Origin of the sequence: Micromonospora sp. NPDC048935, from assembly GCF_043197875.1 — a bacterium.
Taxonomy (GTDB): domain Bacteria; phylum Actinomycetota; class Actinomycetes; order Mycobacteriales; family Micromonosporaceae; genus Micromonospora.
In genome coordinates this window covers 473,539-494,552 of record NZ_JBICTZ010000005.1, presented here as the reverse complement: position 1 = coordinate 494,552, position 21,014 = coordinate 473,539, and the positions used below count along the sequence as shown (strand labels likewise).

Sequence of the window (21,014 nt, the reverse complement as noted above, 5' to 3'; positions counted from 1 at the left end):
CGCAGGCGTGTCCGACCGAGTCGATCCAGTACGGGCCCCTCGACGAGCTACGCGAGCGGGCGGCCACGCGGGTGGCGACGTTGCGGGGGCGGGGGGTCCCCGAGGCGCGGTTGTACGGGCACGATCCGCACGACGGGGTGGGTGGTGACGGCGCGTTCTTCCTGCTGTTGGACGAGCCCGAGGTGTACGGGCTGCCACCGGACCCGGTGGTGACCACCCGCGACCTGCCGGCCATGTGGAAACGCGCCGGCCTCGCCGCCCTCGCCATGGCGGCGGCCACGGTGGTCGCGTTCGTCGGTGGTCGGTCATGACCGACAGGCCCCCGAACGAGCCGGCCGGCGCACGGTTCCGCGAGTTCCAGAATCGTCTCGACCAGGCCGTCGGGCAGCGCCCGCGCGGCCGGGGGCGCGGCCACGACGGTGAGCAGCTGACCGTGCCGGTGGCGGACTTCACCTCCTACTACGGCCGGCCCGTCCTCAAACCGCCGGTGTGGAAGCGGGACATCGCCGGTTACCTGTTCACCGGGGGCCTCGCCGCCGGCGGGGCGCTCATCGGCGCGGGCGCCCAACTGACCGCCCGGCCCGGCCTGCGTCGGGTGGGGCGGTGGACGGCCCTCGGCGGCGTCACCGCGAGCGCGTACCTGCTGATCCACGACCTCGGGCGGCCGGCCCGGTTCCACCACATGCTCCGGGTCGCCAAGCTGACCTCGCCGATGTCGGTCGGCACCTGGATCCTCACCGCGTTCGGCCCGGCCGCTGGTGTGGCCGCGATCGCGGAGCTGGCGCCCCGGCTCCCCGAGCATGGTCTTCTCGGACTCGCCCGCCGGCTGGCGCCCCCGGTCGGCAACGTCGCCGGCCTGGCCGCCGCGGCCACCGCCCCGGCGCTTGCCACCTACAGCGGGGTGCTGCTCGCCGACACCGCCGTACCGTCCTGGCACGACGCGTACCCCTCGTTGCCGTTCGTCTTCGCCGGCAGCGCGCTGGCAGCGGCGTCCGGGGTGGGACTGATCGCGGCGCCCGCCGCCCAGACCGCCCCGCTGCGGCGACTTGCCCTCGCCGCGGCGACCACCGAGATGGTCGGGGGTCGCCGGCTGGAGCGGATGGGCCTGACCGGCGAGCCCTACGCGCACGGTCACAGCGGCCGACTGATCCGGGCCGGGCGGGTGCTGCTGGGCGTGGGCACCGTCGCCGCGTTGGTCAGCCGGCGAAGCCGGATCCTGTCCGCGCTCTCCGGCGCCGCACTCGTTGCATCGTCGGTCGCCACCCGGTTCGGGGTCTTCGAGGCGGGCATGGCGTCGGCGCGCGACCCGAAGTACACGGTCGTGCCGCAACGGGAGCGACGCGACCGCAGGGAGGGCCGGTCGCCGGCCGAGAAGGGGACCTAGTTCGACCAGCAGGCGCCAGCCAATGAGCCAGCAGACGGGGGACTCAGCTCATGGCACACTCCGCAACCGACAGAGGAAGATCCACGCCGACGCGAGGCCGATGGGGTCTCGTCGTCGCCGCGGTGCTCGTCCAACTCGCGCTCGGCGCGGTGTACGCGTGGAGCGTGTTCAACAAGCCGTTGCAGGAAGAATTCGGCTGGGCCAAGTGGGAGGCCGTGCTGCCGTTCGAGGTGGCGATCGGCACCATCTTCATCGGCAGCCTGATCGGCGGGCGTATCCAGGACCGGCGCGGCCCGCGACCTGTCGCGCTCGGCGGTGGCGTGCTCTACGCGGTCGGCAACATGCTTGCCGCGCTCACCTCGTCGGCGGACCAGTTGTGGTTGCTGGTGCTCACCTACGGCGTGCTCGGGGGGATCGGCCTGGGGGCGGCCTACATCACCCCGATCGCGATGCTCGCCAAGTGGTTCCCGGACCGGCGCGGGTTGATCACCGGCATCGCGGTCGCCGGGTTCGGCTTCGGCGCCGTGATCGTCGCGCCGGTGGCCAAGGGGCTGCTCAACGGCACCGACGACCCCACCCACGTGTTCTTCCCACTGGGCGTCGCGTACCTGATCGCGATCCTGCTCGGGGCGTCGTTCTTCCGTAACCCGCCGGCGGGTTACCAGGTGCCCGGGTTCACGCCGAAGACCACCGGTCGGGCGCTGGCCGGGACCCGGGTCTACACCCTGCGGGAGGCGTTGCGGACCCGGCAGTGGTACCTGCTGACCGGCATCCTCGCGCTCAACGTGACCTGCGGCATCGCCCTGATCTCGCAGGCGTCCGACGCCGCCCAGGTGATCACCGGGGCCAGTGCGGCGGCCGCCGCCACCCTGGTCGGCGTGCTCGGTCTGTTCAACGGGGCCGGACGGGTGGCCTGGGCCTGGTTGTCCGACCGGATCGGCCGGATGCCGGCCTTCCTCGGGATGCTGCTACTCCAGGCGATCTGCTTCTTCATCCTGCCGCACGCCGCGTCGCTGGCGCTCTTCGCCGTCCTGGCCGCGCTCGTCTACCTCGCGTACGGCGGCGGGTTCGGCACCATGCCCGCCACCGCGGCCGACTACTTCGGTACGCCCAACGGCGGTGCCATCTACGGGGCGATGATCGTGGCCTGGAGCATCGGCGGCGTGGTCGGCCCGTTGGTCACGTCGCTGCTCTACGAGGCGAGCGGCAGGAGCTACACGTTGCCGTTCACGGTCATCGCCCTCGTCGCCCTCGTCGCCCTGATCCTGCCGCCGACCACCCGGATGCCGTCCGAGCCGGGACTGCCCCTGTCGCAGGGCGGCGGCACCGGCCGCTGAGCCGGGCGCCGCGAGCGGCGGGGTGCGGCCGGCAACCGGTCCGCACCCCACCGGGGCTCACTCGCGGGAGAAGCCGCCCCTGGGCGCGATGATCTCAAGGTTGGTGCCGTCCGGGTCGTTGAAGTACGCGACCTCGGTGCCGACGGCGGCCGGCGGGTTCACCTCACCGTCGGCGAAGGTGTACGGCTGTCCGAGGAACTCGATCCCGGCCGCGCTCATCCGGTCGAAGACCGACCGCACGTCGTCGACCTGGAAGCACAGGTGCATCGAGCCGGGCCGGTTGGCGGCGACCTGGGCGACCTCGCCGACCGGCTCCTGGAACTGGATCAGGTCGATGCCGAGGTTGTCGAGGTTGAACGTGGCGTACCGCAGCTTCGTGGTCGGCAGCCCCTGCGACTGCGCGAACCCGGCCCCGTGCATGCTCTCGTCCCGGACGACTGGCTCCGTGCCGAGCAGTGCCTGGTAGAACGCGACCGAGCGGTCGAGGTCACGCACCGCGATCCCGACGTGCGCGGCCGACCTGAGGCCGATGGACACCGTAGCGGGGTTCGGGAATGCCATGTTGACTCTCCTTACCGACGTTCGCCGTCGCCTCGGTTGCTGATCTTGATCCCGTACCCCGGGCCGGACCAGCTCATGCGACGACGTGTCCGGCCGCACACCCGCGCTGCCCGCCGACGACCGTGATCGGTCAGCCGGAGTGCGGCGTCCGCTGCGCCGGCAGGGCCGACATGCGCTGACGCAGCAGCGCGGCCTCCCCGGTGCGACGTTGGACCTGGAGCAGATCCACCGCCTCCTGCCACGCCTGCTGCGCCTCGGCCGGCCGGTCCATGCTCGTGTACAGCTCACCCAGGCTGGTCAGGCAGTCGACCTCGCCCCTCGTGTTGCCTACGTCGGCGTACACCTCGCGGGCGTGCTGGTAGTAGGCCAGCGCCTCGGTGTGGCGCTTCGTCTGGTGGTCGATGTAGCCGAGGCTGTGCAGGGTGTCCGCCGCGGCGTCCGGGTGCCGGTGGCGACGGTACAACTCGACGGCCTGCTCGCAGGCGGCGCGGGCCTCGTCGTAACGGCCGAGGTGGGCGAGGGCCCAGCCGAGGCCGTTCAGAGTTCGCGCCTCCTCCACCGAATCGCCGAGCGTCCGGAATATCTGCAGAGCGAGTCGGTGGTGGGTCAACGACAAGCCGTGGTCGCCCTCCAGCGACCACATGACGCCGAGTGAGAAGTGGGCACGGGCCTCCTCGGCGAGGTTCCCCGCCTGCCCGGCGTACGTGATGGCCACCTCGAAGCGCGCGACGGTGGCCCGGATGTCGTCCAGCCAGTGGGTGGCCTGCCCGAGGAAGCGGTGTGCCATGGCCTGGACGGCCGGATCACCCTCGGCGTCGGCGGCCGCGGCCCCGGCGTGCCAGACGGTCACCTGGTCGCGCTTGCGGCCCCGCCGGGCGTGGAAGGTCGCCAGCGTCCGGGCCAACTGCCACACCTGCCGGTACCAACCGTGCGCCACGCTCACCTGCTGGACGCTGAGCAGGTGCGGATGCTCCCGGTCGAACCACGCCATCGACTCGGCCACGCCGGCCGGCTGTTCCGGGGTGCACCCCGGCGTCGGAGAGCCGACCGTGAGCGGCGGTCGCCGCGGGTCCAACAGCCGATCGGCGGCGTAGGCGGTGTGCAGGTAGAAATCGACGAGTCGCCGCAGTGCCGCGTCGCGGGTCTCCGCGTCCAACGTCTCGGCGGCCCGCTCGGCGGCGTGCAGCCGGACGAGGTCGTGCATCCGGAAACGGCCCGGCACGTGCTGGTGCACCAGGTAGGTGCCCTCCAACTGCCGCAGCAGCCCGCCGGCCCGGACCGCCGGCACCCCGATCAGGCTCGCCACGGCGGCGAGGCTGATGTCGTCGGTCGGCACCAGGCCGAGCAGCGCGAACACCGTCGCCGCCGCGTCCGGCAGCGCGGCGACGGACGAGGAGAACACGGCCCGCAGATTCACGTTGAGTTCGCCGGCGTCGAGGGCGTCGAGCCGGGCGGAGGCGTCCCGTAGTTCGCGGGCCAGGGTGGCCAGCGGTAGCTGGGGGCGGGTGGCGGCGCGGGCGGCGATGATGCCCAGCGCGAGCGGCAGCCCGGCACACTGATCGACGAGCGTCGAGACCGCCGCGGGTTCCGCGCCGACCCGCTCGGCCCCGAGGTGCCCGACCAGCAGTTCGCGGCTCTCGTCCGGGGACAGCACGTCGAGGGCGATCTGGCGGGCCCGGTGGGTGGCCGTCAGGGCGGCGAGTTCGCGCCGGCTGGTGACCAGCACCGTGCAGGTCGGGCTGCCGGGGAGCAGGGGTACGACCTGGTTGGCGTCCCGGGCGTTGTCAAGCACGACAAGCATTCGTCTACCGGCCAGCAGGCTGCGGTAGAGGGCGGCCTGCGTGTCCGGATCGACGGGTATGGCGGCGGGCGCGACGCCGAGGGCTTCCAGGAAGCCGCGGATCACGGTGCTCGGGGGGACCGGACCGAAGCCGGGACCGAAGCCACGCAGGTCCGCGTAGAGCTGGCCGTCAGGGAACCAGTCGAGGTGGGCGTGCGCCCAGCGCAGCACCAGCGAGGTCTTGCCGATCCCGCCCGAGCCTCCGATCGCCGAGATCACGACTGCCGTGTCGGAGCCGTCCCCGTTCGCGACGGCCGTGGTGAGATGTGCCAGCTCCTCGGCTCGGGCGGTGAACAGGCCCGGGGGCGCCGGCAGTTGACGGGGGACCAGTGACAGCGCCTCGCGGGCGGGCTGCTGCGGCGCGGCCAGGGTGGGGTCGGCGGCCAGGATTCGCTGGTGCAGGCGTTGCAGCGCCGCACTGGGGTCCGTGCCCAGCTCGTCGGCGAGCCGCAGCCGGATCCGCTCGTAGTGCTCAAGCGCCTCGGCCGGCCGACCGCGTCGGTACAGGCTCAGCATCAACTGACCGGCGATGCGTTCGTCGAGCGGGCGGGCGGCGGCCCGCGCCGGCAGGTCGGCAAGCAACTCGTCGTGCCGACCCCGCAGCAGCATCAGCTCCGCGTGGTCCGACTCGGCCTCGATCCGCTGCCGGTCCAGGCCGGCCCGTACGCCGTTGAACCAGGGGCTGTCCAGCCGGGCGAACGCCTCACCCCGCCACAGGCCGAGCGCCCGCTCGAACAGCGCCAGCGCCTGGTCCCGGTCATCCGTCGACCGGGCCTGGTCGACGAGGTCGTGGAAGCGGTGCAGGTCCACCGACTGCTGGTCCACGGCGAGCAGGTAACCCCCCGGCCGGCGGACGATGTCCACCCCGGGCGCGGCCGTCAGCGCCTGACGTAGCCGGGAGAGATAGCTGTAGAGCGTGTCCCGTACGCCGTCGGGCGGATCTTCCCCCCACACCCGCACCACGAGGCTCTCGACGGAGACGAGCTGGTTGACCTCGGTGAGCAGGGCGGCGAGCACGGCTCGCTGACGGAGGCTGCCGAGCGGCAGTTCCTCCCCGCCGTCGAGCTGGGCCTGGATCTCACCGAGCAGACCAAACTCGACAGGCACAGTGGATTCTCCTCGGGTCGACACTCAATCTATTGATGCACAGGGGCTCGGTGCGGGGGCAGGCGGTGCCGCGTGCGGGGCGAACCGAGTCGGCTGCCCACATCAGGCAGGCGTCAGGCCCGCTCGACGCGCGGATGCCGACGATCTGTCAGGCGCAGGCCGACACCTCGTACCGCTTCGATGCTGGCTCCGGTGTCGAGCTCGTGCAGCTTGCGCCGCAGCCGCTTCACCAGGGACTGCACGTCCGCCTTGCGCTCTCGGCCCTCGTCGCGCCAGACCGACCGGTGCAGGTCGGCGTAGCTCCAGACCCGCAGCGGCTCGGTGGTCAGGCAGATGAGCAGGTCGTGCTCCAGCCGGGTGAGGCCGACCTCGCGATCGCGGTAGCGGGCGACTGATCGGGCCGAGTCGATCACCAGGGCGGTGCTGGTCGTGACGGGCGTCGGCGTGGACGCGGTGTCCGGCTGCCGCGTCGCGGACGACGTGCCGCCCGGCTGCCGCGGCACGGCGATCAGCCGGCGTAGCTCGTCGAGGTCGGCCACCAGTAGCAGCGGCGCGATGCCGGCGAGGCGTTCGGCGAGCCGGATCCGCTCGGCCGGCGACGAGGTCACCGCGATCAGCAGCGGGAACGGCTCGTCGGCCGAGTCACCACTGCTCCACGTCGCCTCGTCGTCCTCGGCCATCGCACCGCCCGGGATCGAAGGGCATCCCTGCCCAGCTCTCGTCATGCTCCTGACAATGATTGGCAAGTGCGCCGCCAGCGGGGCAACTCTTAGCGACAAGTTGCTCACGGCAAGTTCTTGATCGTCCGTTCTTCTCGATCATAGTGTCCAGTCGGGCAACCAGCGTGACCCGCGCGGTGCATGGGGAGGCATGGAGGGTTCGATCGCTCGGTACGCCGAGATGATTCTCCCGCACCCTCACCATGGCCCATTGACACCCTGGGTCGTTCTGAGGAGGCGGCACCGATGTTCAGACGTCCACAATGGCGGCGCGCAGCCAGATCACTGGTGAGCGCCGGGGCGGCGACGATCCTCGCCGCGACATGCTTGGCCGCCATCGGCTCCGGCGCACAGGCCGCGCCGGGCGCGACGGCGGCAGGGGACAAGATCCGACCGGAGCTCGCCAAGCAACTACAGGCCAAGAGTGAAGGGGACTTCTGGATCCGGTTCAAGGACCGGGCGGACCTGAGCAAGGCCAGCGCGATCAAGGACTGGTCCAAGCGCGGCACGGCGGTCGCGGACGCGCTGCGGCAGACCGCCGCGGCGAGCCAGGGCAGGATCCGGGCCGAGCTCGACAGCTCCGGTGCGAAGTACCAGACCTTCTGGGCCAGCAACGCGATCAAGGTGAGCAGCGGCTCGCTGGCGATGGCGCAGAAGTTCGCCGGTCACGCGGAGGTCGAGGGCCTCTACCCACCGGTTGCCTACAAACTGCCAGAGACAGTCAAGGGTGCCGACGAGAAGACCGTGAACGCCCTGGAGTGGGGTGTCGCCAACATCAACGCCGACGACGTCTGGTCCCGCTACGGCGTCAGGGGCGAGGGCATCACCGTCGCGAGCATCGACAGCGGGGTGCAGTTCGACCACCCGGCGCTTGTGAACTCCTACCGGGGCAACAACGGCGACGGGACGTTCGACCACAACTACAACTGGTTCGACGCCGCCGGCACCTGCGCCACCGCGCCCTGCGACGACGACGGCCACGGCACGCACACGATGGGCACGATGGCCGGCTCCGACGGCGCGAACCAGATCGGTGTCGCCCCCGGGGTCACCTGGATCGCGGCGAACGGTTGCTGCCCCACCGACGCCGCCCTGGTCGAGTCCGGTCAGTGGATGCTCGAGCCGCTGGACCTCAACGGCCAGAACGCGGACGCGAGCAAACGACCGAACATCATCAACAACTCGTGGGGCACCCGCGACCCGTCCAACGAGCCGTTCATGGAGGACGTGACGGACGCCTGGGCCGCGTCCGGGATCTTCGGCGTCTGGTCCAACGGCAACAGTGGTCCGGCCTGCCAGACCAGCGGTTCGCCGGGCAGTCTCGCCAGCAACTACTCGACCGGCGCGTACGACGTCAACAACAACGTCGCCGGCTTCTCCGCCCGGGGCGCCGGGCAGAACGGCGAGATCAAGCCCAACATCTCGGCGCCGGGCGTGAACGTCCGGTCGAGCATCCCGGGCAACGGCTACGGCAGCATCAGTGGCACCTCGATGGCCGCGCCGCACCTCGCCGGTGCGATCGCCCTGTTGTACTCGGCGGCCCCGTCGCTCGTCGGTGACGTCAACGCGACACGTGCCCTGCTCAACGGCGCCGCGATCGACAAGGCCGACGGCCAGTGCGGTGGCACCGCCGCGGACAACAACGTCTACGGCGAGGGCCGGCTGGATGCCCTCGCGTTGCTCGACGCCGCCCCGACCGGCGACATCGGCACCCTGGCCGGCACCGTCACCGACGCGGCCACCGGTGCCCCGATCGCCGGGGCGACCCTGACGCTCACCGGCCCGACCGCACGTGAGGTGAGCACCGGCGCCGACGGCAAGTACTCGACCCAGCTCCCCACCGGCGACTACCAGGTCGCGGTGGCCGCGTTCGGCTACGGCAGCACCACGAAGCCGGCGACGGTCACCAAGGCCACGACCACCACGCTCAACGTGGCGCTGACGCCGGTGGCGAGTGTGAACGTCACCGGAGCGGTCACCGACGGCTCCGGCCACGGCTGGCCGTTGTACGCGAAGGTGACAGTGACGGGCGTGTCCGGCGTCTACGACTACACCACGCCGTCGAACGGCCGCTACAGCCTCAAGCTGCCCGCCGGGCAGACGTACACCCTGAGGTACGAGGTGCAGTATCCCGGTTACCAGACCGTCACCAAGCAGGTCGTGGTCGGGGCGGGCAACACCACCGCCAACGTCGCCGTGCCGGTGGACACCACCACCTGCACCACCGCGCCCGGCTACACGTTCGGCTCCGACGGTGAGTACGAGTCCTTCGACGGCACGACCACGCCGGCCGGCTGGACGGTCGTGGACAACGCGGGCAGCGGTCAGGTCTGGAAGTTCACCGACGACGGCGCCCGGGGCAACCTGACCGGCGGCAGCGGCAACTTCGCGATGATCGACAGCGACGACTACGGCGCGGGCAGCAGCCAGGACACCTCCCTGGTCAGCCCGGTGGTCAACCTGACCGACGTCACCGCCCCGGTCATCCGGTTCAACCAGGACTTCAACCAGCTCAACGACGACACCGCAGACGTCGATCTGAGCATCGACGGTGGTGCCACCTGGACCAACGTGCTCCGCCAGGAGACCGACGTCCGGGGCCCGAAGGTGACCGAGATCCCGATCCCGCAGGCGGCTGGCCAGGCGCAGGTGCAGGTCCGGTTCCGCTACTACGACGCCTCGTACGAGTGGTGGTGGGAGGTCGACAACGTCCTGATCGGCAGTCGGATCCTCTGCGTGCCGGTCGACGGTGGTCTGGTCGTCGGCAACGTCCGCGACAAGAACGACAACAGCTACGTCAACGGCGCGACGGTCACCAGCAAGGACCGACCCGCCGAGAAGGCCGTCACCGTGGCGACCCCGGACGACCCGGAGTTGGCCGACGGCTTCTACTGGATCTACTCGACGCTTACCGGCACGCACCCGTTCACCGCGACCGCCGGCAACTACGTCAGCCAGACCAAGCAGGTCGACGTCGAGGCCGACTGGGCGACAGCCGCGAACTTCCAGCTCGCGGCCGGCCGGCTGTCGGTGACGCCGACGCAGCTGAGCGCCACGCTCCAGATGCCCAATGGCAAGACCAGCAAGTCGTTCACGGTGACCAACACCGGTGGCGCGCCGGTCGAGGTCAAGTTCGGTGAGCGGGACAACGGATTCGAACTCCTCCGGGCGGACGGATCCACGGTCACCAGGCAGCAGGTGCTCGGTGGGGCCGGCGCGCCGGAGCAGCGGCTCACCGCCGCGACGTCCTTCGCCGCGAAGGCGTCCGGCAAGGAGGCCAAGGCGACCACCGGTGCGGTCGGCCCGCAGGCGGCACCGTGGACCGACATCGCCGACTTCCCGTCCAACATCATGGACAACCGGGTCGTCAGCCTGGACGGCAAGGTCTACTCGCTCGGTGGTGGCGACGGCACCGCCTCCACCACCAAGAACTTCGTCTACGACCCGGTCGCCCAGACCTGGGCCGCGATCGCCGACCTTCCCGGTGCCCGCAACGCCGTGACGGCGGGTGTCGTGGCGGGCAAGATCATCGTCACCGGTGGCTGGGGTGACTCCGGGCCGGACTCGGCCACCTGGTCGTACGACCCGGGGGCCAACACCTGGACGGAGCTGGCCGACAACCCGGCGCCGAGGTCCGCGGCCGGTCAGGCCGTCGTCGACGGCAAGCTGTACGCCATCGGCGGCTGCACCACCGCCGGCTGCACGCCGATGTCGAACAGCGTCGTCCGGTACGACCCGGGCAGCGACACCTGGGAGACGCTTGCCAACTACCCGAAGTCGGTGGCCTTCGCCTCCTGCGGCGGAATCGACGGCACCGTCTACTGCACCGGCGGCAACGACGGCGCCGCCGCGCAGAAGTCCAGCTACGCCTACGACCCGGGTGCCAACACCTGGACCACCATCGCCGACGCGCCGACCGACAGCTGGGCCAGCTCGTACGCCGTCGCCAACGGCAAGCTCCTCGTCGTCGGTGGTTCGCAGGGTGGGGCCATCAGCAACGCGGGCTTCGCCTTCGACCCGGCCGCCGGTTCGTGGTCCAACCTGCCGAACGCCAACACGGCACGTTACCGCGGCGGGGCGGCGTGTGGCTTCTACAAGATCGGCGGCTCGTCCGGCAACTTCAACGCGGCCCCGGACAGCGAGGCGCTGCCGGGCTTCGAGGGCTGCGCCGAGGCGGCGGCCGACGTCAGCTGGCTGTCCATCGACAAGTCGGCGGTCACCCTCGCACCGGGTGCGAAGGTCACTGTCACCGTCACGATGACGGCGAACGTGGACCAGCCGGGCACCTACTCCGGCTCGGTCGCGATCACGGAGAACACGCCGTACACGGTCGCGCCGGTCGCGGTGACCATGACCGCGAACCCCCCGAAGACGTGGGGCAAGCTCATGGGTACGGTCACCGGCACCAGCTGCCAGGGTGCGACCTCCCCGCTCACCGGCGCGGTCGTCCAGGTCGACTCGTGGGCGTCGTCGTGGACCTTCGCCACCGACGCCGAGGGCAAGTACGCCTACTGGGTGGACCGCCGCAACAACCCGATCACGATGATCGTCGCCAAGGACGGCTGGAAGCCGCAGACCCGTCAGACGAAGATCAACTCCACCACTCCCACCGTGGAGAACTTCGCGTTGGCACCGATCCGGTGCTGACACCGGGGCGGTAGCGAGGACGTCCGGCCCGCCTGGTCACCGACCGGGCGGGCCGGACCGTGTCCGGCGGATCAGACCGGGACGAGCCGGAAGCCGACTCCGCGGACCGAGTGGATCGTCGCCGTGGCGTTCAACCGGGCCAGCTTGCCGCGCACCCGGCGGACCACCGAGTGCATGTCCGAGTTGCGGCCGAGGTGCCGGTTGCCCCAGACCTCAAGGTGCAGGCGCTCGTAGGTCCAGATCTGGCCGGGAGCGTGCACCAGACAGAGCAGGACGTCGTGCTCCAGACGGGTCAGGTCGATCTCCTGGTCGCGCCACCGCAACACCCGGCGGTCGGAGTCGACGGCCAGATCCGGTGGCGGCGGCTGCGCGCTCGGCGCGACCTCGGCGCGCATGGTCGTGGCCGGGGGAGTCGCCACGGGAGGCGTCTCGACCACCCCGAGAAACTCCCGCGCCTGGTCGACGGTCGAGACGATCAGGAAGGCGTCGCTCCCGCCGAGCAGTCGGGCCAGCTGTCGGCGCTCGGCCGGTGACGACGCGATGCCGATGACCAGGCTGGCGACTGGAATTCCCTGCATTCCCCCACCCCTTCCGGTTCCCCAACTCATTCCGGATGGATTTGTCGCACCGTCGAGGAGAAACATCGATCGGCGTCCTGACCCTAGTGGTGGCTCATCTCGGCCCGGTAAACCATCACCGCATGCAGACAGATGAATTTGACCACGCTGCGGGTTCCACGGGCCGGCCGGTGGCGGGGCGGGAGCGGTTGTGACAGAACCAAGACATTCCGTGTACGCCGTACGGACCTGTCGGGGCGAGCATGGTCGCCATGTCCATCGGATCGTCGTACCCCGTCGGGCGGCCGACGCCGGGCCCGGCGCGACCGCTGCCACGCGCCCGCGCGGCCGTGCCGCCGGGCCTCCGGCTGCTCGCGGCGTCGCTGTGTGGCCTGCTCGCCCTGACCGCCACCGCCGCCGTCTTCGTGCGGACGTACCCCGGCCAGTGGTTGGACGGCGCGCTCCTGCCGCGCGCCGAGCGGGGCGGGGGGTACGAGCAGCGGACCGCGCTGGTGGGCCCGGCCAAGACCGTGCTGGCCGCGTTCGGCAGCCCGACGCTCCTCGCCGCCCTGCTCGGCGCGGTGCTGCTGACGGGTGTGCTGCGCCGACGGCTGGTGGCGGGCGTCGTCGGCGTGGGCCTGGTCCTGTGCGTCGTGGTGGTGGCCGGCGCGGTGAAGTCGGCGCTGCCCCGCCCGGATCTCCAGATCGAGAGTTCGACCACCCACAACAGTTTCCCCAGCGGCCACGTCGCGGCCGCGACGGCGCTGCTGCTGGCGTTCATGCTGGTCCTGCCCGGGTGGGCCCGGCGGTGGCTGGTGGTGCCGGGCGCGGCGGGTGTCTCGGTCATCGCCGCGGCCACGATGATCGCGGGCTGGCACCGGTTCAGTGACGCGCTCGGTGGCGTCCTGCTGGGGGTGACGGTGTTCTGCCTGGCCGCGGCGGCGCTGGCGGTCCGGGGCGACCGGGACGCGGGCGGCCGGCCGGACGGCGGCAGCCGGTGGCGCGGCTGGGCCGGGGCGGCGCTCGGCCTGGCCGTGCTGGTCTGGGCGATCGTGGTGATCGTGCCCGGTCTGGCCGCGTCGGTGCAGCGTGGGGCGCTCGTCGCCATCGTGGCGGCGGGCGCGATGACGATGTTCCTGGTGGGCTCGGTCGTGTTCCTGGTGCGTTCGACCGATTTCGCGGTCGCGCCCTCCGGACGACGCACCACGCAGTCGCCACCATCGGCTGAGCCCCAAAGGATCTCATGATGGGATACTTGACGACATGTCCCAGGTGCTGCTGATCGAGGATCACCAGACGGTGCGCGACGGGCTGCAACTGGCGCTCACCCGTCAGGGCCACACCGTGCATGCCGTGGAGACCGGCGAGCAGGGGTTGGACCGGCTGCGGACGACCTCGTCCGACGTGGTGGTCCTCGACCTCATGCTGCCCGGGATGGACGGGTTCGAGGTCTGCCGCCGGATTCGGCAGCTCGGTGACCTGCCGATCATCATGCTCACCGCCCGCAACGACGACATGGACGTGGTGGCGGGCCTGGAGGCCGGTGCCGACGACTACGTGGTCAAGCCCGTGCAGGCCCGGGTGCTCGAGGCGCGCATCCGCGCGGTGCTCCGACGCACCGGTGGCGAGTCGCGGCGTCCCGCCGGTGAGCGGGCCGGTGTGGAACAGCACGGCCCGCTGACCATCGACCGGGCCGCGCTGGTGGTCAGCAAGGACGGGACGCCGGTCGGCCTGGCACCGACGGAGCTGCGTCTGCTGCTCGAACTCTCGCACACCCCGGGCCAGGTGCTCAGCCGCCAGCAACTGCTGGAGGCCGTGTGGGAGCACGGATATCTCGGCGACTCGCGACTCGTGGACGCGTGCGTCCAGCGGCTGCGCGCCAAGATCGAGACTGACTCGTCGGCGCCGGTGCTCATCCAGACCGTGCGCGGTTTCGGATACCGGTTCGGGCCGCTGTGACCCGCTGGGCCAGTGCCCGGGTCCTGGGCCTGCGGGTCCGGCTGCTCCTGACGTTCGCGTTGCTGGGCGTGACCACGACGGCGGTCGTGGCCAGCGGCAGCTACGTCCAGGCCCGGACCGTCATCCTGCAACAGGCACAGGACGCCGCGGTGCGGTCGCTGACCGACAAACTCACGAAGGTCTACCCGATCGTCCAGCTCCCGCCGACGCAGGACGACCTCACGCTGCTGGCCCAACGCCTCTCCGACCGGGAGGGCTTCGCGGTGGTCGTCTACCGGGACATGCGGGCACAGGGCGGCACGGGGATCGCCGACCCGCTCACCGTCGAGCTGCGCCGGGAGGTCGGCGACGGCCGGCTCGCCTGGCAACGTGTCTCGCGCGACGGGCAGCCGTGGCTGCTCATCGGCACCCAGTTGCAGCTCGACCAGCCCGACGGCGCGTCCCGGCCGTCCGGGCTGGAGGTCTATTCGGTGCGCAGCCTCGTGCCCGAGCAGCGGAGCATCGACCAGCTCGCCACCCGGGCGTGGCTGACCGGCGGGCTGTCCCTGATCCTCGCCGTCCTGCTGGCCCTGCTGGCCGCTCGGGGTGTGCTGCGACCCGTCCGTGACCTGGGGCGGGCCGCACGCCGTCTCGGCGAGGGCGACCTGAGCACCCGACTGTCGGTCCGGGGCGCCGACGAGCTGGCCGATGTGGCACGGACCTTCAACGACACCGCCGCGACGCTGGAGCGCCAGGTCGGTGAGCTGCGGCGGATGGAGTCCGACGCCCGCCGCTTCGTGGCCGACGTCTCGCACGAACTCCGGACGCCACTGGCGGCGATGACCGCGGTCACCGACGTGCTGGACGAGGAGGCGGAGCACCTGCCCGGGGACGCGGGCCGGGCCGCCCGGATGGTCAGCAGGGAGACGCAGAACCTCACCCACCTGGTCAACGACCTCATGGAGGTCAGCAGGTTCGACTCCGGCACCGCGCGGCTCGCCCTGGACGACGTGGACGTGGCCGCGGCGGTGACCGCGACACTGCGGATCCGGGGTTGGCTCGACCGGGTACGCGCGGACCTGCCGACCGGAGTGGTGGCCCGGCTCGACCCCCGTCGGCTGGACGTCATCGTCGCCAACCTGGTCGGCAACGCCTTCCGGCACGGTGCCGAACCGGTGTCGGTACACCTGCGCGCCGACCCGGACTGGGTCACCATCGAGGTGGCCGACGAGGGGCCGGGACTGGACCCGCAGGCGCTGCCGCACGTCTTCGACCGCTTCTACAAGGCCGACACCGCGCGAACCCGCTCCGAGGGCAGCGGCCTCGGCCTCGCCATCTCCTGGGAGAACGCACGCCTGCACCGCCACGGCGACCGGAGGGGGAGTCTCGTCGTGGACAACGCCCCCGGTGGTGGCGCGGTGTTCACGCTCCGCCTGCCCCGCGACACGGCGGACGCCGGAGGTGCCCGGTGACCAGACGTGCTCTCCTCGCCGGTGGCCTCCTGCTCACCCTGCTCGCGACCGGCTGTGGGGTACGACCGAGCGACGTCATCAGGGGCCGGCAGGCGGTCAGCGGCCCGTCGCAGGGCATCGCGCTCTACCTGCTCGCGCAGGGCGAACTCGTGCTGGTCCTCCGACCGGCCACGGCGGACGCCTCGCCCCCCAAAGTGCTCGCCCTGCTCGCGGCCGGCCCACAGGAGAACGAACGCGAGCGAGGTTTCACAAGCGCGGTGCCGGCCGGGTTCGACCCGGTCACGGTGACGTCGGAGGCCGACCGATCCGCCGGCCTCACGGTGCGCACGACAATCGCGGCGCGGTCGATGTCGTCGACAGCGGCCGACCAGATCATCTGCACGGCGGCCGACGCCGCGGCCCAGGTCGGCCTGGCGGAGAATTCCGCCCCCGTCACCATCGTCGGGTCCGACGGCGCCCGGCCGCCCCGGCCGTGCCCGCTCAGGTGATCGAGGGCCGACCACCGCTGCGGGCCAGGTCGACATCCGGTGCCGGTCGGGGCAGCCCGCTGTGGCGTGCCCCGTCCTGGCCGACGAGCGCGCCGGCGATCAGGATGTCGATCAGCTCGGCGAACCCGAGACCGGCCTTCTCCCAGATCTGCGGGAACTGCGACGCGGCGGTGAAGCCGGGGAACGTGTTGACCTCGTTCACGATGGGCTCGGGTGACCCCTCGGCGGGCAGGAAGAAGTCGACCCGGAGCAGCCCGCGGCAGTCGAGGGCGCGGAAGGCGCGGATCGCCCGGTCCTTGAGCACCTCGGTGGTCGCCGCGTCGAGCGGGGCGGGGATCTGGAAGGCGGCCCCGCCGTCGTACTTCGCGTCGTAGTCGAAGAAGCCGGCACCCGTCACCCGGATCTCCAGCGGCGGGCCGGCCTGCACCCGCCCGTCCGGGTGCTGCAGGACGGCCACGTCGATCTCCCGCCCGCGCGCCCCCTGCTCGACAAGCACCTTCGGATCGACCTGACGGGCCTGCTCCAGCGCGGTGGGCACCCCCGCCCAGTCGTCCACCCTGACCACGCCCAGGCTGGACCCGGCCCGAGCGGGCTTGACGAAGATCGGCAGGTCCAGCCGTCGCTGGTCGGTGGGCGAGAGTTCCTCGCCGGGACGCAGGGTCACCCCCGGGCTGACCCGCAGGCCCTCCGCGGCGAGAAGCCGCTTGGTGACGCCCTTGTCCATGCCGGCGGCGCTGGCGAAGACACCGTTGCCGACGTACGGCACGCCGAGCCATTCCAGCAGGGAGGCCACCGTGCCGTCCTCGCCGTACGGGCCGTGCAGGGCCGGGAAGACCACGTCCTGGGCGCGCAGCACACGCAGCGCCTGGGGCAGCGTCGTCGGCTGGCCGCCGACGTGCCACCCGCCGTCGCGGTCGATGAGCACCTCGGTGACCTGGTACCGCTGCCGGTCCAGGTTGGCGAGGATGCTCGCCGCCGAGCGGCAGGACACCTCGTGCTCGCCGCTCTGCCCGCCGAACAGCACTGCCAGTCGGGTTGTCATGAAGTCTGTGCCCTTTCGTGGAGGTGGTCGCGGGCCACCCGGGGCCCGATCCCGGTCAGGATCTCGTGCGGGTTGGTGCCGGCCCAGCGGGCCCACTCGACGACCGTCGGTGGGTTCGCGTCACCCTCGGCCGGGCCGAACACCACGACCGGGTCGCCGATCGCCACCGGAAGGTCCCCGGCGTCGACCACGCACTGGTCCATGGCGACGCGCCCGACGATCGGGCACCGTCGGCCGCCGAGCCACACCTCGCCGCGACCGCCGGTGGCGCGGGGCAGCCCGTCGGCGTAGCCGAGCGGCAGCAGCGCCAGCGTGGTCGGCGCGGCGGTGACGTGTTCGGGGCCGTAGGAGACGCTCGTACCGGCGGGCACCCGCTTGACGTTGACCACACTCGTCCGCACCGTCATCGCGGCCCGCAGCCCGAACCCTCCCGGACCGTTCGCTCCGAACGGGTCCACGCCGTACAGCGCGATCCCGATCCGGCAGAGGTCGAAGCGTGTCCGCGGTGCGCTCAGCGCGGCCGCCGAGTTGGCCAGGTGGACCAGGTCCGGGTCGAGGCCGGCCGTGCGCGCGACCCGCAACGCCTCCTCGAAGGTCGCCACCTGCCGGTGCAGCTCGGGGGCGCCCGGCAGGTCCGCGTCGATGAGGTGGGACCACACCCCCCGCACCCGGATCGCGCCCTCCCGCTCGTACTTGCGGGCCCAGCCGACCAACTCCGGCCAGTCGTCCCCGGCCGCCCCGTTGCGGGACAGACCGGTGTCCGCCTTCAACTGCACCATCGCCGGTACGCCGAGCAGGTGGGCCGCGTCGGCGACGGCACGCAGGTGCGTGGTCGTGGACACGCCGACGTCGACCCCGGCGTCGACCAGGCCGCCGAAGTCGTCGTCCGGCCGGTGCAGCCAGCTCAACGTGGGCGCGGTCACACCCGCGTCGCGCAGGGCCAGCGCCTCGGCCACCGACGTGACCCCCAGCCACCGGGCGCCGGCACCCAGCGCGGCACGGGCCACCTGCACCGCGCCGTGGCCGAACCCGTCCGCCTTCACCACGGCCATCAGGTCCGTGCCGGTGATCGACGCGATGGCCCGCACGTTGTCGGCGATCGCCCCGAGGTCCACCATCGCCTCGGCCAGGGCGCTCATCCGGACGCCCCCGCCCGGTGCGGGCCGGGGAGCGCGAACAGCCAGCCGGCACGAACCGCCAGCAGCCCGCGGTGCGCGGCCAGGCTCAGGCCGATCACCGAGCCGGTGAGCAGAATCGGATAACCGAGCACGATCAGGCCCTGAGCGGACCGATCCAGCCCGGAAACCGGTACGAGCAACAGCCGGTGCAGCAGGGCCAGGACCGGCATGTGGATGACGTAGATCGGCAGCGTGATGCGGCCGAGCCTAGCCAGCGGTTCGCTGAGTGCCGACCCTCGGGCCAGCCGGGCAGCGGCGGTTATGCCGAAGATCACTGCCACGACCGAGACCAGCGTCCACACGCCGAACCACTGCTGGGCGCCGGCCACCGCCATCGCGGCGAGCGCGAGCACGTAGGCGCCCGAGGTGACCACGAGGCGGCCTCTGCTGGCGGTGGCCGTCCAGCGCTCGATCTGCGGCCGCAGGTACAGGCCGGCGAGGAAGAAGACCAGGTTCTGGTAGAGGCCGGCACGGTTGCCCGGCGTGTCGAGCAGGCCGGCGGCGGCGGTCGCCGACAGCGCCGCGGCGGGTACCAGGACCAGCGCCCGGGGCACCCGACGGGTGGCCTTGGCGACGGTGAAGTACAGCGCCAGCGCGTACAGGTACCAGAGGTTGGACGGCGTGATGGTGAGCTGCTCCAGCAGGCCGCGAGCGGTGGTGGCGCGGTCGGTCGGCAACTGCGGCACGGCGGCGAGAACCGCGGTGTGGATCAGCAGCCAGACGGCGTACAGGTAGAGGAAGCCGGCGATCCGGCTGCGGGCGACGACCCGCCAGGGCCGCTGCGCGGCGTTCGCCGCGAAGACACCGGAGATGGTGAAGAACAGCGGCATCCGCAGCGGCAGGAACTGCTCACCGAGCGTTCCCCACAGCCCGGGCACCGGTACGCCCACGTGCCAGTCGATCTGTAGGTAGTCCTTCACGACGACGTGCCACAGCACGACGAGGATGATGCAGACGCCCTTCGCCGCGTCGGCCCACTGCGCCCGGTGCGACTGTCGGCCGGCGGGGACGGTCCCGGTCCCGTACCGGTGGCGAAACCGCACGCGCGTCGCGTCGGGCCGTGTGTCGGTGGGCCGGGACTCGGTGGGAGACAACTGTGGGATCACCCACCCGAAGCTGCCAGCCGGATATCCCCGCGTGGTCCACGCAATGTCATGATCCGGTAATGGACCAGGCGGGCGCCAACCGCACACACCTGCCCCGCGGTCCCCTAGGCTCGATGTGGAGGTGTCGAACATGAAGCTCGGGCTGCACTACTGGAACTACTCGACCCCGGCCGACCCGGCCGCGATCGCACCGACCCTGGCGCAGACGGCGACCACCGCCGAGCAGGCCGGCGTCGCGTCGTTCACGGTGATGGACCACTTCTTCCAGATGGACGCGGTGTTCACGGCCGAGGAGCCGATGCTGGAGGCGTACACCACGCTGGGCTACGTCGCGGCGAGGACCCAGCGGATGACGTTGGGCGTGCTGGTCACCGGTGTGATGTACCGGTATCCGGGGTTGCTGGCCAAGACCGTGACGACCCTCGACGTGCTCTCCGGCGGCCGGGCCCGCCTCGGCATCGGCGCCTCCTGGTACGAGCGCGAGCAGCTCGGGCTGGGCGTGCCGGTGGTGCCGGTGGCCGAGCGGTTCGAGCGGCTGGAGGAGACGCTGCGCATCTGTCTGCAGATGTGGAGTGCCGACGACGGCCCGTTCGACGGGCAGCACTACCGGCTCGCGGAGACGATCAACTCGCCGCAGCCGTTGAGCCGCCCGCACCCACCCATCATGATCGGTGGCGGGGGCGAGAAGAAGACACTGCTGCTGGTGGCACGCTATGCCGACGCCTGCAACCTGTTCGGCCGTGCCGGCATCGACGACGTGGCGCGCAAGCTGGACGTGCTGCGCGGGCACTGCGCCGCCGAGGGCCGCGACTACGACACCATCGAGAAGACTGTGGTCGCCTCCCGGTCGCCGCTTGACGACACCGACGCGTTCCTCGCCGAGGTCACCGACTACGCGGCGCTCGGGGTGACCGAGGTGCAGGTGACGCCGGATCGGCACCCGGTCGAGTTCGCCCAGCGGCTCGGCGACGAGGTGCTGCCGCGGTTGGCCGACATCGGCTGATCAGAAACGACACGGTCGCCTCGCGTACGGGAAGGATGGCGGCACATGTGTCGCTCGTAGCGACGCAGAACCTCGATGACGGTGATTCCGGGAAGGACCACCTTCATGTCGAGGTTCTGCGTCTTCTCGTTGCACCGCAACGGATCCGGGCGCGTCCGGACCGCCGATCGAGCCAGCTACCCCACGTCCTTACTCGGAACGGCCCAGTGGGGGATCAGCAGGGGGTCAGCTGCCAGGTCACCTTCGTCACGTTGACCGGTATATACAGGTTGCCCCCGGTCCCGCCGGCAGGAGCGCAGTTCTTGAAGGGAATCGACGAGCCGAAAGTGAACCCGGATATCACGGCGTCGCGGCCCGTGCCGTTGTAGAAGTTGAATCCCTGGATGCTGCCGGTCCACTCGCTGTTGGTCGTCAGCGACGGCGTCTCCACGGGACCCTGCGGCGGGTGGTTCCAGTTGGGCCAGATGCAGAGCATGCCCTGCGGGCAGTTCCCGGACCCCCAGGCTTGTATCGACACTCCGGGTGCTGCCGCCGAGGCGGTGGGAGCGGCGGCCAGCACGCCTGCGACGGACGCGGCGATGGCGATGGCGATGGATTTCAACAGCACGGTTCACCTGCTTTAGATAGATCCTTGT

General features: G+C 71.5%; 16 protein-coding genes and 1 pseudogene. 9 read left to right on the top strand and 8 right to left on the bottom strand.

Features of this window, described 5'->3' with window-relative positions; all coding sequences use genetic code 11:
• The 3 genes and pseudogenes from ACGFIW_RS17905 to ACGFIW_RS17895 form a co-directional block, all read left to right on the top strand.
• Positions 1–311, top strand: a pseudogene (locus ACGFIW_RS17905) (4Fe-4S ferredoxin); the annotation flags it as partial.
• Entirely contained in the window at positions 308–1,384 is a 1,077-nt protein-coding gene (gene nrfD / locus ACGFIW_RS17900; protein ID WP_393316443.1) for an NrfD/PsrC family molybdoenzyme membrane anchor subunit, read from the top strand. The pseudogene ACGFIW_RS17905 and the gene nrfD, both read left to right, overlap by 4 nt.
• A 50-nt stretch (positions 1,385–1,434) precedes the next feature.
• The gene (locus ACGFIW_RS17895; protein WP_393316440.1) at positions 1,435–2,721 is read left to right on the top strand and encodes an OFA family MFS transporter; all 1,287 of its coding nucleotides are present in this window, start codon (positions 1,435–1,437) and stop codon (positions 2,719–2,721) included.
• 57 nt (positions 2,722–2,778) lie between these two features.
• On the opposite strand, the gene ACGFIW_RS17890 is transcribed toward ACGFIW_RS17895, so the two are convergent.
• The 3 genes from ACGFIW_RS17890 to ACGFIW_RS17880 form a co-directional block, all read right to left on the bottom strand.
• Positions 2,779–3,282: a VOC family protein gene (locus tag ACGFIW_RS17890; RefSeq protein WP_393316438.1), complete on the bottom strand. Its 504-nt coding sequence runs from the start codon at positions 3,280–3,282 to the stop codon at positions 2,779–2,781.
• 130 nt (positions 3,283–3,412) lie between these two features.
• Complete coding sequence (locus tag ACGFIW_RS17885) at positions 3,413–6,229, bottom strand: BTAD domain-containing putative transcriptional regulator (protein ID WP_393316435.1); 2,817 nt, start codon at positions 6,227–6,229, stop codon at positions 3,413–3,415.
• Positions 6,230–6,342: 113 nt separating this feature from the next.
• Entirely contained in the window at positions 6,343–6,909 is a 567-nt protein-coding gene (locus tag ACGFIW_RS17880; RefSeq protein ID WP_393316498.1) for a winged helix-turn-helix domain-containing protein, read from the bottom strand.
• Between the two features lie 285 nt (positions 6,910–7,194).
• On the opposite strand from ACGFIW_RS17880, the gene ACGFIW_RS17875 reads away from it, so the two are divergent.
• Positions 7,195–11,595 carry a S8 family serine peptidase gene (locus ACGFIW_RS17875; protein ID WP_393316432.1) on the top strand — a complete coding sequence of 1,467 codons (4,401 nt, stop codon included), beginning with the start codon at positions 7,195–7,197 and terminating at the stop codon, positions 11,593–11,595.
• 71 nt (positions 11,596–11,666) lie between these two features.
• On the opposite strand, the gene ACGFIW_RS17870 is transcribed toward ACGFIW_RS17875, so the two are convergent.
• On the bottom strand, positions 11,667–12,173 hold the full coding sequence (locus ACGFIW_RS17870; RefSeq protein WP_393316430.1) for a winged helix-turn-helix domain-containing protein: 507 nt from the start codon (positions 12,171–12,173) through the stop codon (positions 11,667–11,669).
• A 251-nt stretch (positions 12,174–12,424) separates the two neighbouring features.
• Between ACGFIW_RS17870 and ACGFIW_RS17865 the strand changes: the two genes are divergently transcribed.
• The 4 genes from ACGFIW_RS17865 to ACGFIW_RS17850 are packed head-to-tail and all read left to right on the top strand — an operon-like array spanning position 12,425 to position 16,050.
• Complete coding sequence (locus tag ACGFIW_RS17865) at positions 12,425–13,399, top strand: phosphatase PAP2 family protein (protein WP_393316427.1); 975 nt, start codon at positions 12,425–12,427, stop codon at positions 13,397–13,399.
• Between the two features lie 16 nt (positions 13,400–13,415).
• Entirely contained in the window at positions 13,416–14,111 is a 696-nt protein-coding gene (locus ACGFIW_RS17860) for a response regulator (RefSeq protein WP_393316424.1), read from the top strand.
• Positions 14,108–15,562, top strand: a complete 1,455-nt coding sequence (locus ACGFIW_RS17855; protein WP_393316422.1) for an ATP-binding protein — start codon at positions 14,108–14,110, stop codon at positions 15,560–15,562. Before ACGFIW_RS17860 ends, ACGFIW_RS17855 begins: the two co-directional genes overlap by 4 nt.
• On the top strand, positions 15,559–16,050 hold the full coding sequence (locus ACGFIW_RS17850) for a hypothetical protein (protein WP_393316420.1): 492 nt from the start codon (positions 15,559–15,561) through the stop codon (positions 16,048–16,050). The genes ACGFIW_RS17855 and ACGFIW_RS17850 overlap by 4 nt, the downstream gene beginning before the upstream one ends.
• On the opposite strand, the gene ACGFIW_RS17845 is transcribed toward ACGFIW_RS17850, so the two are convergent.
• From ACGFIW_RS17845 to ACGFIW_RS17835, 3 genes are read right to left on the bottom strand one after another with little or no spacing between them, the layout of a single operon-like run.
• Positions 16,043–17,092 carry a D-alanine--D-alanine ligase family protein gene (locus ACGFIW_RS17845; protein WP_393316417.1) on the bottom strand — a complete coding sequence of 350 codons (1,050 nt, stop codon included), beginning with the start codon at positions 17,090–17,092 and terminating at the stop codon, positions 16,043–16,045. The two genes, ACGFIW_RS17850 and ACGFIW_RS17845, sit on opposite strands and share 8 nt — an antisense overlap.
• Positions 17,089–18,231 (bottom strand): alanine racemase, encoded by a 1,143-nt coding sequence (alr, locus tag ACGFIW_RS17840; RefSeq protein WP_393316414.1) that lies wholly within the window; start codon positions 18,229–18,231, stop codon positions 17,089–17,091. The genes ACGFIW_RS17845 and alr overlap by 4 nt, the downstream gene beginning before the upstream one ends.
• Positions 18,228–19,313: an acyltransferase family protein gene (locus ACGFIW_RS17835; RefSeq protein WP_393316411.1), complete on the bottom strand. Its 1,086-nt coding sequence runs from the start codon at positions 19,311–19,313 to the stop codon at positions 18,228–18,230. Before ACGFIW_RS17835 ends, alr begins: the two co-directional genes overlap by 4 nt.
• A 193-nt stretch (positions 19,314–19,506) precedes the next feature.
• Here ACGFIW_RS17835 and ACGFIW_RS17830 point away from each other — a divergent pair, with 193 nt between their 5' ends.
• Positions 19,507–20,379 (top strand): LLM class F420-dependent oxidoreductase, encoded by an 873-nt coding sequence (locus tag ACGFIW_RS17830; RefSeq protein WP_393316408.1) that lies wholly within the window; start codon positions 19,507–19,509, stop codon positions 20,377–20,379.
• A 214-nt stretch (positions 20,380–20,593) separates the two neighbouring features.
• Here ACGFIW_RS17830 and ACGFIW_RS17825 read toward each other — a convergent pair whose 3' ends face one another.
• Positions 20,594–20,986, bottom strand: coding sequence for a hypothetical protein (locus tag ACGFIW_RS17825; RefSeq protein ID WP_393316405.1), 393 nt, complete (start codon positions 20,984–20,986; stop codon positions 20,594–20,596).
• Positions 20,987–21,014: the final 28 nt, after the last annotated feature.

Coding starts and splice junctions, on each gene's coding strand:
- nrfD (WP_393316443.1), top strand. CDS start 308: ATGACCGACAGGCCCCCGAACGAGCCGGCCGGCGCACGGTTCCGCGAG.
- ACGFIW_RS17875 (WP_393316432.1), top strand. CDS start 7,195: ATGTTCAGACGTCCACAATGGCGGCGCGCAGCCAGATCACTGGTGAGC.
- ACGFIW_RS17865 (WP_393316427.1), top strand. CDS start 12,425: ATGTCCATCGGATCGTCGTACCCCGTCGGGCGGCCGACGCCGGGCCCG.
- ACGFIW_RS17890 (WP_393316438.1), bottom strand. CDS start 3,282: ATGGCATTCCCGAACCCCGCTACGGTGTCCATCGGCCTCAGGTCGGCC.
- ACGFIW_RS17870 (WP_393316430.1), bottom strand. CDS start 12,173: ATGCAGGGAATTCCAGTCGCCAGCCTGGTCATCGGCATCGCGTCGTCA.
- ACGFIW_RS17880 (WP_393316498.1), bottom strand. CDS start 6,909: ATGGCCGAGGACGACGAGGCGACGTGGAGCAGTGGTGACTCGGCCGAC.
- ACGFIW_RS17830 (WP_393316408.1), top strand. CDS start 19,507: ATGAAGCTCGGGCTGCACTACTGGAACTACTCGACCCCGGCCGACCCG.
- ACGFIW_RS17845 (WP_393316417.1), bottom strand. CDS start 17,092: ATGACAACCCGACTGGCAGTGCTGTTCGGCGGGCAGAGCGGCGAGCAC.
- ACGFIW_RS17860 (WP_393316424.1), top strand. CDS start 13,416: ATGTCCCAGGTGCTGCTGATCGAGGATCACCAGACGGTGCGCGACGGG.
- alr (WP_393316414.1), bottom strand. CDS start 18,231: ATGAGCGCCCTGGCCGAGGCGATGGTGGACCTCGGGGCGATCGCCGAC.
- ACGFIW_RS17895 (WP_393316440.1), top strand. CDS start 1,435: ATGGCACACTCCGCAACCGACAGAGGAAGATCCACGCCGACGCGAGGC.